This is a genomic window from Caulobacter sp. GW822-FHT01G02 (assembly GCF_058802865.1).
Genome location: NZ_JBXAON010000002.1, coordinates 239264 through 251726, shown reverse-complemented (window position 1 = coordinate 251726; position 12463 = coordinate 239264). Strand labels below are relative to the sequence as shown.

Annotated in this window: 12 protein-coding genes; 9 read left to right on the top strand and 3 right to left on the bottom strand. The window is 68.7% G+C overall.

The features are described 5' to 3' along the window. The first annotated feature begins 4 nt into the window (after positions 1 to 4). Positions 5 to 592, top strand: coding sequence for a gluconokinase (locus AC1RNC_RS06700; protein WP_492884782.1), 588 nt, complete (start codon positions 5 to 7; stop codon positions 590 to 592). On the opposite strand, the gene AC1RNC_RS06695 is transcribed toward AC1RNC_RS06700, so the two are convergent. After that, entirely contained in the window at positions 560 to 1237 is a 678-nt protein-coding gene (locus AC1RNC_RS06695; RefSeq protein ID WP_492884780.1) for a FadR/GntR family transcriptional regulator, read from the bottom strand. The two genes, AC1RNC_RS06700 and AC1RNC_RS06695, sit on opposite strands and share 33 nt — an antisense overlap. 289 nt (positions 1238 to 1526) lie before the next feature. On the opposite strand from AC1RNC_RS06695, the gene AC1RNC_RS06690 reads away from it, so the two are divergent. From AC1RNC_RS06690 to AC1RNC_RS06665, 6 genes are all read left to right on the top strand, one after another. Further along, the gene (locus AC1RNC_RS06690) at positions 1527 to 1787 is read left to right on the top strand and encodes a response regulator transcription factor (RefSeq protein ID WP_492838246.1); all 261 of its coding nucleotides are present in this window, start codon (positions 1527 to 1529) and stop codon (positions 1785 to 1787) included. 44 nt (positions 1788 to 1831) lie between these two features. Continuing rightward, positions 1832 to 2746, top strand: a complete 915-nt coding sequence (locus tag AC1RNC_RS06685; protein WP_492884778.1) for a glucosamine inositolphosphorylceramide transferase family protein — start codon at positions 1832 to 1834, stop codon at positions 2744 to 2746. Positions 2747 to 2884: 138 nt separating this feature from the next. Then, on the top strand, positions 2885 to 4045 hold the full coding sequence (locus tag AC1RNC_RS06680) for a CDP-glycerol glycerophosphotransferase family protein (protein WP_492884777.1): 1161 nt from the start codon (positions 2885 to 2887) through the stop codon (positions 4043 to 4045). Further along, on the top strand, positions 4038 to 5357 hold the full coding sequence (locus AC1RNC_RS06675) for a lipopolysaccharide biosynthesis protein (RefSeq protein WP_492885498.1): 1320 nt from the start codon (positions 4038 to 4040) through the stop codon (positions 5355 to 5357). Before AC1RNC_RS06680 ends, AC1RNC_RS06675 begins: the two co-directional genes overlap by 8 nt. 14 nt (positions 5358 to 5371) lie before the next feature. Then, the gene (locus tag AC1RNC_RS06670) at positions 5372 to 6457 is read left to right on the top strand and encodes a glycosyltransferase (RefSeq protein ID WP_492884775.1); all 1086 of its coding nucleotides are present in this window, start codon (positions 5372 to 5374) and stop codon (positions 6455 to 6457) included. After that, positions 6454 to 7554 carry a glycosyltransferase gene (locus AC1RNC_RS06665; protein WP_492884773.1) on the top strand — a complete coding sequence of 367 codons (1101 nt, stop codon included), beginning with the start codon at positions 6454 to 6456 and terminating at the stop codon, positions 7552 to 7554. Before AC1RNC_RS06670 ends, AC1RNC_RS06665 begins: the two co-directional genes overlap by 4 nt. A gap of 55 nt (positions 7555 to 7609) precedes the next feature. Here the strand turns inward: AC1RNC_RS06665 and AC1RNC_RS06660 are convergent, their stop codons facing one another. Beyond that, the gene (locus AC1RNC_RS06660; RefSeq protein WP_492884771.1) at positions 7610 to 8542 is read right to left on the bottom strand and encodes a hypothetical protein; all 933 of its coding nucleotides are present in this window, start codon (positions 8540 to 8542) and stop codon (positions 7610 to 7612) included. Between the two features lie 5 nt (positions 8543 to 8547). Then, complete coding sequence (locus AC1RNC_RS06655; protein ID WP_492884769.1) at positions 8548 to 9765, bottom strand: glycosyltransferase; 1218 nt, start codon at positions 9763 to 9765, stop codon at positions 8548 to 8550. 189 nt (positions 9766 to 9954) lie between these two features. On the opposite strand from AC1RNC_RS06655, the gene AC1RNC_RS06650 reads away from it, so the two are divergent. Together AC1RNC_RS06650 and AC1RNC_RS06645 are read left to right on the top strand one after the other, a co-directional pair. Further along, positions 9955 to 11205 (top strand): glycosyltransferase family 4 protein, encoded by a 1251-nt coding sequence (locus tag AC1RNC_RS06650; protein ID WP_492884767.1) that lies wholly within the window; start codon positions 9955 to 9957, stop codon positions 11203 to 11205. Positions 11206 to 11224: 19 nt separating this feature from the next. Then, the gene (locus AC1RNC_RS06645) at positions 11225 to 12421 is read left to right on the top strand and encodes an LptF/LptG family permease (RefSeq protein WP_492884766.1); all 1197 of its coding nucleotides are present in this window, start codon (positions 11225 to 11227) and stop codon (positions 12419 to 12421) included. The last annotated feature ends 42 nt before the right edge of the window (positions 12422 to 12463 follow it).

Here is a 12463-nt window from a genome sequence, read left to right as displayed (position 1 = left end):
CCGCTTGCCGCCATCGCGCCCAGCACGCTCCGCAGGTTTCGCCGTCGTCGTCATGGGCGTCAGCGGTTGCGGAAAGTCGACCCTGGGCGCCCTGCTGGCCGGCGCGCTGGATTGCCCGTTCCTGGAGGGCGACGAATTCCACGCCGCCAGCGCCGTCGCCAAGATGCGGGCGGGGCAACCCCTGTCCGATGACGACCGCTGGCCTTGGCTCGACCGGCTGGGCGCGGCCATCGGCGAGTCCTTAGCGACGCACGGCGGCGTCGTGGCGGCCTGCTCGGCGTTGAAACGCGGCTATCGCGAACGGCTGCGCCAGGCCACAGGCGCTCCCACACGGTTCATCCTTCTGGACGCACAACCGGACGAGCTCCTGCGCCGCCTCACCCAACGCGCGGACCACTACATGCCGGCCAGCCTGCTGGACAGCCAGTTGGCCACCCTGGAGCGCCCGGACGCCGACGAGGCCATCCTCACGCTCGACGCGGCCACCTCGCCCGAACGTCTGCGGGAACTGGCGCAAACCTGGCTGGAGACCATAGCGCGGCCCGTCAGCGCCACGCGCCTAGGGCATGAGCCGCTTTCGCCCCCTGGATAGATGCCAGCGCATCGCCAGGGCCGCGCCGTCGCCGTCCTGCGCCCGGATCGCTTCGACGATCATCTCGTGCTCGCGCATCATCTCGGCGATCGCTTCCGGCGGCCTTGACCGCGAGATGTCGACGCCGGCGCGCATGATGCGGTCGACATCGGCCTCCAGCGCCTCGAAGGCGGCAAGGAAGGCCGGGTTGGCGGTCGCCAGCACGATCTCGCGATGCAACGCCATGTCCTCGGCGTGGGCCGGCGCGCTGGACATCAAGGCGCTGCGCAGCCTCGACAGCGCCGCCTCGATCGCCACCATCTCCTCGGCCGAGCGTCGCACCGCCGCCAGCCGCGCGGCCTCGGCCTCCAACACGAAGCGCACCTCATAGCTGCCCATGGTCGATGGCAACTCGGACAGCGGCATGTAAGCGCCCAGCTTGTCCGACGGCCGGTTCTTGATGAACGACCCCGCGCCGCGCCGCGCCTCGGTGATGCTGTCGGCGGCGAGGCGCACAAGGGCTTCGCGCACGACGGTGCGCGACATGCCGAACATCTCGGCCAGCCGCGCCTCGGACGGCAGGCGGTCGCCGACCTCCAGGCCGTCACTGTTGATCATCTCGACGATGCCCGTATAGGCCCTATCAGCCAGGCGGCCTTCGCTCATCGCTCTCCCCTTTGCTGACGCCACCATCGGGCCATTCGCGTCGCGAGGCCAACCCCAGCGCCTCGTCACCGTGCGTCGCCCCGAAACCTGTATGACAGATTTGGAAGATATGACGACACCAACGCGATGTTCACGCTCACATTGCTAAAATCTCTTGAATTGGTCCAACAGATAACGCTAACATCTGAAATAGGCGAACCGGGCCCAGCCGACTCACAGCGGCAGCGAGAAAGCCGGTCGCCGCACCTCCGAACACGGAGGCGCAGGGAAGAGACAGAGGGGTTGACGCATGACCACGATGGACATCCGCGGCGCGGACCAAGGCATCGAGACCGGGCTGGGCGCGCTGACGCCGACCCAGATGAAAGTCCTGGAAGGCGTCAATCTGGGACTGTTGAACAAACAGATCGCCCACGACCTCGGCATTGCCGAGGCCACGGTGAAGGCGCACATGACCGCGCTGATGCGCAAGCTCAACGTCCACAACCGCACCCAGGCCGCCATCGCCGCACAGTCCCTGACTCAAGGCCTGCGGTCCGCCGGACGCTAAGCCCGCGCTTGCCAAGCAGGACGACCTCGCGCTAGCGCAGGGGCATGCCCCTATTCTCGGACATCTGGCGCGTCGGCGTGATCGAAAGCTCCATCCAGGCGGTGGTCGCGGCCGGCGGCCTGCATGCCGCCCCGGTGCGCTGGCTGCCAGAGGAGCCGTCCTACACCTTCCTGGCCGATCCGTTCGGCCTGTGGCGCGACGGCCGCCTGCACCTGTTCGCCGAGGCCTACGACTACCGCACACGGCATGGCGTCATCGATCATCTCGAACTGGACGCCGACTATCGGCCGGTCCGCCGCAGCACGGTGATCCGCGAGCCCTGGCATCTCTCGTACCCCATGGTGTTCGAGGCCGACGGCCAGACCTGGATGACGCCAGAGGCCTTCCGGTCCGGGACTTTCACGCTCTATCGCGCCAAGCGCTTCCCCGACGTCTGGGAGCCGGCGGCCAAGATCGCCTTCGACACCCCCGCCATCGACCCGACCTTCTTCCAGTGGGAGGGCCGCTGGTGGTGCGCCTATTCGCCGGACGGCACGCAGCGTGACAAGCAGGGCAAGCTGCATCTGGCCCATGCGGACCGCCTCGAAGGCCCCTGGACGACCCATCCGGGCAATCCGGTGCGGATCGACCTGGCCAGCAGCCGGCCGGGCGGCACGCCCTTCATCCACGAGAGCCGCCTGCATCTGCCGGTCCAGGACTGCACCCGCACCTATGGCGGCGACCTGCGCCTGCTGGTCGTCAACGTCCTGACCCCCGACCGCTTCGAGGCCGAGGCGACGACGCCTCTCAAAGCCCCGCTCGACGCCGGCCGCTACGCCGGCGGACGCCACACCCTGGCCGCCTGCGGGCCAGTGACCCTGTTCGACGCCAAGCGGCTGAAGGCCTCGCCGCGCGGTCTGGCTATCGATATCGTCCGCAAGATCCGCGCGCGGGGGGCGAAGGCCGGGCGCTCCGCCTGACGCTTTTCCCCCTACGGTGAGACCCGGCGAGACGTCGCGGTCACGGTTTTTTTAGGAACCAGTACGGCTTCGCCCGATCGGTGTCGTCTGACTGGTATGCGGATTTGTTTCCTCTTCAATCACGACCAAGTCCATCAGGTGGCGCACAGCCTGCCGATCGCCCTGGCGATGCTGGACGCCAATCTCGACGCCGAGATCATCATCGCGACGTCGAACGCCCGGCTGACCGCCGAAGTGACGCGATTGAGCGCGGGGCGACCCGGCCTGCCCGTCGTGGAACTGGGCCTGACGCGTAGGTCCAGCCAGCTCGCGAACCAGATGCTGGAGCGATTGCTGCCCGCCGGGAAACTGCTGTTCTATCGCGACAATCTCGACTTCTTCCGCTCGGTGGACGTGCTGGTGGTCGCCGAGAAAACCTCGCTGATCCTCAAGACCAAGTTCGGTCTGGATGACCTGAAAATCGTTCACACCCGCCACGGCGCTGGGGACCGGGCCGTCGGCTTCGACCCCGCCAGTGCTCTCTTCGACCATGTGCTGGTCTCGGGTCCGAAGATTCGCGAGCGGCTGGTCAGCGACACCGGCGTGCGCCCCGAGGCGATCTCGGTGGTCGGCTATCCGAAATTCGACCTGGCCTCGGCTCAGCCCACCCGGCCGCTGCCGAACGACGGTCGCCCACTGGTGCTGTATAACCCACACGTCTCGCCGCACCTGTCGTCGTGGTTCACCGTCGGCCGTCAGGTTCTCGACTGGTTCGTCGACCACCCCAAGTATCAGCTGATCTTCGCGCCGCATGTCATGCTGTTCGAACGGCCCTTCGTGATCAGCGTCGACAAGCTGCGCATCGACCGGCCCGGCCGCATGGCGGCGCGACACCTGAACGCGCCGAACATCCATATCGACCTGGGCAGCCGCGCCTCGACGACCATGACCTACACCCAGGCCGCCGATATCTATCTTGGCGACGCCAGCAGCCAGGTCTACGAGTTCCTGCTGCGCTCGCGTCCCTGCATCTTCCTGAACCCGCAGGGCCACGACTGGCAGGACGACAAGAACTTCGGACACTGGAAGATGGGCCGGGTGATCAACGGCGTCGATCAGTTGGGCGGCGCGCTCGAAACGGCCTCGGCCGACCACGCCGCCGGCTATAGCCAGATCCAGCGCGAGCAGTTCGAGAACAGTTTCGACCTGACCGATGAGCCCTCGGCCCGTCGCGCGGCTCGGGCCGTGGCGGCGTTCGCGGGCCTGACCGCGCCTCTTCTGCAGCCGATCGCCGAGTTCGCCCGTGTCGCCAATGGCTGAGGATCGCGGCGCGTTGCGCGGCATCTTCGGCAATACCTTGCGTCTCCTGAGCGGCAAGGCCGGGGCCGGGATCATCAGCCTTGTCTATATCGCCCTGGCCGCCCACGCCCTGGGCCCGAAGGACTACGGCATTCTCGTGCTGGTCCACACCTATGTGCTGGCCGTCGGGGGGATTATCGAGTTCCCCGGCTGGCACGCGGTGGTGCGCTATGGCGCGCAGGCTCTGCTGGCCGGCGACGAACAGCGACTGGGCCGCCTTTTGAAACTCGCGACGGCGCTGGAGCTGGTCTGCGGCGTGGTCGCTGTCGGGATCGCCGCGCTGCTGGCCCCATGGGTCGGCGCCAAGCTCGGCTGGTCGCCCCGCGCCATCGAACTGAGTCTGCCCTATAGCCTGGCGGTGCTGGCCACGGTGCGCGCGACGGCCGCCGGCTATCTGCAGGTCACCGGACGCTTCGGCCTGCTGGGCGCCCACAGCCTGGTCCCGCCCGTCGTGCGCCTGATCGGCGCCGTCGTCGCCTGGGCTGGCGGCTGGGGCCTGGTCGGCTTCCTGTGGGCCTGGCTGGCCGCGGCGGTGCTGGAATGGGCGGTCATGTGGATCATGGCCTTCGCCGTCATGCCGCGTTCGCTGCGCAGGCTGGCCGTGACCGCCGACCTTCATGGCGTGCGGGCCGAAAACCCCGGCATCGTCCGCTTCATGCTGGGCGCCAACGCCGACGTGACCTTCGCCGAACTGGCCGCGCGGGCGACGCCCCTGGCCATCGGCTGGCTGGGCGGCCCGACCGCCGCCGGCCTCTTCGCCATCGCCCAGCGCGCCACCACCGTGATCGCCCAACCCGCCCAGAGCCTGGGCCAGGCGGCCTATGCCGAGCTGGCGAAGCTGGCAGCCAAGGGGCAGACGACGCTGGTCATCTCGACGATCGCCCGGGCCAGCGGCGTGACCATGGCCATCGCCGTCCCGGTCTGTGTCCTGTTCGGTCTGTTCGGAGACACATTCGCCCGGCTGATGGGCGGCGACGGGTTCACCGCGGCCGGCGGGCTGATGCTGTGGCTGGCCATCGCCCGCACCCTGCTGCTTTGCGCCCCACCGCTAAGCGCGGCCCTGACCGCCCTCGGCCGTCCCGGCCTATCGGCCGGCATGAACCTGGCGGGCAGTTTCAGCCTGGTCGCCATGCTGTCGATCGCCTTGCCCAACTGGGGCCAGGGCGCGATCGGTCCTTGCATCGTCGCGCAGGCGGTGCTGACCATGGCTCTGCTGGCCGCAGCGCTGGCCACCCAGGCTCGCCCGTCCGCGAGCACGCCCCAAACCGCCTAGCCTGGCCGCCTGACATGCGTATCGCCTATGTGATCAACTCCGTCGAAGGCGGCGGCGCTCAATCGCCTGTTCCCGCCATCGCCAGGGTGCTGCGCGACGAAGGCGCGGAGGTCGCGGTGTTCGCGCTCAGCCGCCGCGACGGCCGAGGCGCCGTCGCCATGGAGGCGGCCGGCCTGGACGTACGCGTCTGTCCGGCCAGCGAAAAGCAGCAGATCGCCGCCCTTCGCTGGCTCCACGCCGAACTGAAGGCCTGGAAGCCCGATGTGGTCTGGACCTCCCTGACCCGCGCCACCCTGATGGGCCAGATCGTCGGCGGGTGGCTGGGCAAGCCGGTGGTCAGCTGGCAGCACGCCGCCTTCCTCAAGCCCGCCAACCGCGCCCTGCTGCGCTGGCGGCGCTCGGCGTCGGCCCTGTGGATCGGCGATTCCGAAAGCGTCACCGCCCTGACCGCCGAGCGGATCGCCCCCGATCCGGACAAGCTGGTCTGCTGGCCGATCTTCTCGATGGACGCCAACGCGCCCCAGGCCGCGCCGTGGCGTCCGGGTCAGACCCTGCGCCTCGGCGCGCTGGGCCGGCTGCACCCGGTGAAGGGCTATGACATCCTGCTCGAGGCTCTGGCCCAACTGAAGACCCGAGGCTTCGCGCCCGCCACGCCGTTCGAGGTGCTGATCGCCGGCGATGGCGGCGAGTTGGAGCGGCTCGAGACCCAGAGGGCGGAAGCCGGTCTCGACAATGTCCGGTTCGTCGGCTTCTGTCAGGATCCGCCCAGCTTCCTGGCGACCTTGCATCTCTACCTGCAGCCATCACGCTCGGAGGGCCTGTGCGTCGCCGCCCACGAAGCGATGCAGGCGGGCCTGCCGGTGCTGGCCTCGGCGGTCGGCGAGCTGCCCTACAGCATCGTGGACGGCGAGACGGGTTTCCTCGTTCCGCCGCGCGACCCCGCCGCCCTGGCCGCCGCGCTGGCCAAAGCGCTATCGAATCCGGAGCGCCTGGAGCCCATGGGTCAGGCCGCCCGCGCGCGGGTCGAGGCGCGCTTCGGCGCCGAACAGTTCGCGGCGCGCGGCGCGGCGATCGTCCAGCGCTTGAAGCGCCTGACATGAGAATCCTCGTCGTCCTGCACGACCTGCCCCTAGGCGGCACCGAGCGCGTCGCCCTGCGCCTGACCACAGCCTGGGCCAAGGCCGGCCATCAGGTCACCCTGCTGTGCGGCTCGGCGACCGGCGCTCAGGCGGGTTTGGTGTCAGAGGCTGTCGAGTTGGTCGAGTGCGCCCCGCCGATACCGCGCGGCTTCGGCTCACGCTTCCGCCTGGGTCGCGCGGTGGCCGAGCATTTGCGCCATCATCCCGCCGACTTGCTGTTCGTACCGGGAAACTTCCACTGGTCGGTCTGCCGGTCTGTCGCCAAGGGCCTGGGCGACGACCGCCCGGCTATCGTCGCCCAGGTCAGCTCTCCGATCTTCAAGCGTGGTCGCGACGGCTTGAAGCAATGGGCTTTCGAGGTTGGCGCCCGCCGCCGACTGCGCGACGCCGACGCGATAGTGACGTTGTCACCCCAGACCCTTCCGCAGATCGACCGGCTGCTGGGCCGCCGCATCGCCACCGCCATCCCCCTTCCCGCGCTCGACGACATCGTCCATCCCGCCGAGACGGCCTCGGGTAAGCTGATCGTCGCGGCCGGGCGCCTCGCGCCGGAGAAGGGCTACGACATCGCGCTGAAGGCGTTCGCCAAGGTCGCCGATCCGGAAGCCCGGCTGGCCTTCGTCGGTGATGGCCCGCTGCGCTCGCAGCTCGAGGCCCTGGCCGACAGCCTCGGCGTCCGGGAGCGCGTGACCTTCGCCGGCTACGCGTCCGACATCGGGCCATGGCTGGACCGCGCGCGGCTGCTGCTGCTCAGTTCCTGGCACGAAGGCTTCGGCGCGGTCATCGTCGAGGCCCTGGGGCGCGGCCGCCCGGTCGTCGCCACCGACTGCACCCCGGCGGTCCGGGACCTTCTCGACATGCCCGGGCGCGGACGTGTCGCGGCGCCGGGCGATGTGGACGGCCTCGCCAGGGCGCTCGAAGCCGAACTCGCCTCAGCGCCGCCGGAGCCCTCCGCCCTGATCGCCGCGGTTCAGGCGTATCGGATCACGCCGGTGGCGAACGCCTATCTCGCCGTCTTCGAGGCGAGCCGGACGCGGCGTCGGACTTCCGTCGCCTAGGCGCCACCGCCCAAACAAGCGGTTGCGAGCAGCCTGACGAAATCCTCTGCCGCCTTCAGGCGTCGCGGGCGCGCCGCCCGGCCCCGCGCCAGACGCCACGGATCAGATCGACAGCGGAAAGTCCGAGGATGACGGCAAGGTGCAGGCCAAGCGTCATGAGCGCCAGCGCCGCCAGCAATACCGCGACCGAGGACTGCGCGCCCAAGAGCAAAAGCATGAGGTTTCCGAACACCAGATCCTTGTTCGAGATCAGCGGGAGGCGCGAAACGAGATAGCGGATCGCCAGCAGGACGAGCCACAGGCCCGGGGCGACGTCCGGCAACGCCATCCGCCAGATCAGAACGATCAGGGCCGTCGACACCACGAGCCGGAGCCCGTGGGCGGCGGCGATATAGGCCAGTTGCCCCAGGCGAAGAGAGAACACCCGGCGCCCGAAGACCAGAAGGCCGACGGAGATCGCCACGGGAACAAGCCCCGACCAAAGCGCCGGCCCCAGCCGCTGGGCGAAGTCGAGATCCTGGAGCCGCGTGGCGCTGATCGCCGCCAGGGCCAGGGTCAGGAGATTACCCAGCAGCGCCGAGACGATGTTGGCGTCCTTGATGGCCCCGAAAGGCGCGGCGGCGCCGACCGCGCGCCGCGCCCAAACGTAGAGATAGGCCTCGCCGCTGTAGCCGAGCACGACCTCGTTGATCACGGTCTTGCGTAGCAGGGCCTCGAACCCGGCCAGGGGCAGCCTCCACAGACGCCGGAAGACCGCGAAATCACAAAGTGGCTGCGTCAGGTAGAGCAGCACCAAGACCGGCCAGACGAGGAGCGGGAGCCGATCTATGGTCTTCAGGACGTCCGAGGTCGCGCCGTCCAGCTGCAGGACGATCGCGACGACCAGGCCGACCGACAGGGCGCCGCCCAGCAGAGTCCACCAAGGCGACGCCTTGTTCGTCGCGACCTCCGGGGTGACGCCGGAGGGGGCGCAATCGGCTTGCGTCACGCGAGTCAAGCGCCCGCGCCGACCGCCTGCGGGAGTCGGGGCGCGGGGCGCGGCTCGACCGACCCGCCCCTGTCCGCGACGACTTGATAGTGCTCGAACAGGTCCGCGAAGTGGTCGGTGTCGCGCCGGACCCCAGCGGCCGCCTCGATCGCCGCGGCCTTCAACGCGCCCGGATCGCGCGAGAACAGACGACGGATGGCCGCCGCCGCCGCTTTGGTGTCACCGGAGCGATAGACTTCCGAGGTCGACGGCTGGGCGAGGTCGGCGAAGCCGCCGCGATCCGGCCCCACCAGAGGAAGGCCGCTGGCCATCGCCTCGGCCGGAAGCAGGCCGAAAGTCTCCGAGTCGCAGCCGTGCACCAGCACATCCGCGCTGGCCAGGTGAGCGGCCAGCACGCCCCGGTCGCGGATCGGCGGGATCAGGTGGACGTGAGTCTTTCCGGCGGCCGCGCGCAAGACCCTGACGCGATCGATACCATCGCCCACCACGACGAGGCCGATCGGGACATCGGCGCGGGCTCTTGTCGTGGCCTCGATCACCATCGGCCAGCGCTTTTCCGGATGGAAGCGTCCCACCGCCAGGGCCAGCTTCGCATCGCCGGGGCATGAACAGGCCTTGAGCAGTTCCGACCTCAGACGCGCGTCCCGCAGTCCCGGGGAAAAGGAGCCCCGATCCACGCCGAGCGGGATGCTCGTCACGGCCTGCAGGCCGTGTTGCTCGAAGCGCCGACCGAGCCAGTGCCCTCCGGTCACGACGGAGGCGAAGCGTCCCGTCAGCTTGCGAAGATAGCTCCAGAACCAGTCGAAGAGCTGGTCGATCCGAGCCGGGCTGGCGACGGAGGCCAACCACCTTTGGGGATAGATCGCCACCGGGTCGGCGTGCATGAACATGGCGCGAGCGACGGGCGCGGACCAGTTGGCGACGATCCAGGCCCCACGCCAAGGCGAGGACGCCTCGACCAGATCCGGCGACAGTGAATCGAGCCAGCGATGCACCGGCTCCGCCTCCCAGAACATGTGATAGTTCGCGTCGAACGGCAGCCGAGGCGAGCGAACCTGAATCAGGCCTCCCGAGGCGCGCGGTTCGAATCCGTCCTCCGGCCCGGGAGCGATGACGAAGAGTTCGTGGCCCAACTGGGCGGCCGCCTCGAACTTGCGATCGATATAGGTTCGCACGCCCCCGCCGGTGGGCGAATAGAACTCGGCGACATCCACTACCCGCATCGCGTTTCCCGAAAATAGTCCGCCTTCACCGTTAAAGCATCACCATGACGGTGATGCGGCTGACGACCTTCACAAAAAGACGACGTTAGCGGGTGTAGGTCTCATCGCATTCGAGATTCCTTGTGGTGGTGGGGCAAGCGCGTCGTCGTAGTGGCCGGGGGGCCAGAGCGCGCTCGTGGAAGGACTGATATGGATATCAAGGCGTTGACGCGCACCGATGGTGTGCGCCCGTTGCGGATTGCCTTGTTTTCGGGGAACTACAACTACACCCTCGATGGCGCGAACAAGTCGCTGAACCGGTTGGTCGGCCACCTGCAGAGCACGGTGGATGCGCAGGTGCGGGTCTATTCTCCGACCGGACCGAACCCCGCGTTCGAGCCGATGGGCGAGCTGATCTCGGTGCCGTCGGTGAAGATCCCGTTCCGGCGGGACTATCGCCTGGCCCTGGGCCTGCCGCGCGCTTTGCGACGCGATGTCGAGGCGTTCAAGCCCGACCTGATCCACCTGTCCGCGCCGGACCTTCTGGGTTCGGCGGCCTTGAAGTTGGCGCGCGCCCTGAAGGTCCCGGTGGTCGCCAGCTTGCACACGCTGTTCGACACCTATCTTGACTACTACGGCCTTGGCCGGCTGCGCCCGCTGGTGCGCCGCCAGCTCTGGAACTTCTATGGGGCGTGCGACTATGTCCTGGCCCCGACCGAGGCGATCGGCGACGAGCTTCGCGCCCAGAATCTTCCGGCCCGCATCCGAACCTGGGCGCGCGGCGTCGATCCCGAACTGTTCCATCCCGGACGTCGCAGCGAGGCTTGGCGGCTGAGCCAGGGTTTCGCCCCTGATCGTCCGGTGATCGTCTTTCTGGGGCGGATCGTCATGGAAAAAGGTCTGGCGGCGTTCGCCGAGACCATCGGCCAACTGGAGACGGCGGGCCACACCCCGCAGGTGGTGGTGATCGGCGACGGTCCCGGCCGATCGTGGTTCCAGGAGCGGATGCCCTCGGCGGTCTTCACCGGCTTCCTGACCGGAGAGACCCTGGCCACGGCCCTGGCCAGCGGCGACATCTTCCTCAATCCCAGCACCACCGAGACCTTCGGCAACGTCAATCTGGAAGCGATGGCCTGCGGCCTGGCGATGGTCTGCGCCGACGCGCCCAACACGCGCGCGCTGCTACGCCACGGCCGCAACGCCCTCCTCTGCGCGGATCATCCTTCCGCCTATGCCGACGCCCTGTCGGGCCTGCTCATCCACCCGGAAGAACAACGGCGCCTGGGCGCCGCCGCGCTAGAGCGTAGCGGCGCCTATCGCTGGACGGAGATTCTGGACGAGGTGCTGGACGTCTACGCCGAGGCCCTGGACGCGCGCCCCGCCCTGCAAGCATCCCGCGCGCGCGCGTGGCGCTCGACGGCCACGGTCGAGCCGCGGGCCGCCGGCCTGCCGGCGCTTTGAAGCCCCGCGCGTATCGCCCATGATCCCGACCACGCTCGACCGCTACCTGCTGCGGCGGACCTTGACGCCGATGGCCGCCGTGCTGATCAGCACGATGGTGGCGTTCCTGATGGAGCGTCTGATGCGGTCCTTCCAGTTGCTGTCGCAGACGACGGAGGGTTTCAAGTTCCTGACCGAACTGCTGGTCAATCTCGTCCCGCACTATGTGGGCCTGACCCTGCCCGGGGGCTTCTTCATCGGCCTGTTCGTGGTCGTCAACGGGCTCAACAAGAGTTCGGAGATCGACGCGATCCTGGCCAGCGGCATATCTCTGGGCCGGTTCGCCGCGCCCTTCGTCGGCCTTGGCGTCCTGCTGATGGTCTTCAGCGTGATACTGTTCGGCTTCATCCAGCCCTACAGCCGCTACGCCTATCACGCGGTCCTGCACGCGGCCGAGAACGCCGGTTGGAACGGCGACGTCAGGCCTAAGGCCCTGCTCACCGCTGGCCCCGACGTCTTCCTGACCGCTGATGACGCCGACGCCAGCGGACGCCGGCTCGAGCACGTCTTCATCCGTAAGATCGGCCCCGACGGCCGCGAGGACGTCCTGACGGCGATCTCGGCGGAGGTCAGCAAGGACGCGGGCGATCAAAGCGTGAAGCTGGAACTGCGCGACGGTCGACAGGTCAGCACGACCCGCGACGCCCGGGTCTATGTCGCCAACTTTTCGCGTTTCGCGTTCGACCTTCCCCTGTCGCAATCAGCCAAGCTGTTGCGGCTCCGGGGCGACGAAGTCAGCGAACTGACCCTGATCGAGCTTGCCCAGCAGGGTTTTGGCGCCGCGCGACCCGCCATCCCCCGACAGACCCTGCTGGCCGAACTCTATGCTCGGTCCTCGCGAGCGCTGATCCTGCCCCTGCTGCCGCTCCTGGCCGTTCCGTTCGGCCTGAGCGCCAAGCGCGCGGGCTCGGGGTCGGCCATGGCCACCGGCGGGATTCTGCTGTTCCTCTTCGAGACCTCGATGATCCTCGGCCAGGCCATGGTGTCGGCGGCTCACCTGCCGGCGGTGGTCACGGTCGGCGGACCGGCCGCGCTTTTCGCGATCATCTGCGTCGCCACCTGGATGGCCAGCCGCCGGCGCCCCGGCGAGAATCCCGTCAGCTGGCTGACCGAGCACGTCGCCGCCGCCTTCGCCGCCGTCGCACGGGCGCTCCGCATGCGTCGTGTCGCGCCGTAGCCGACTGCCTCCAGGCGCGCCGGAAGAAGGACGCCTCCCCGA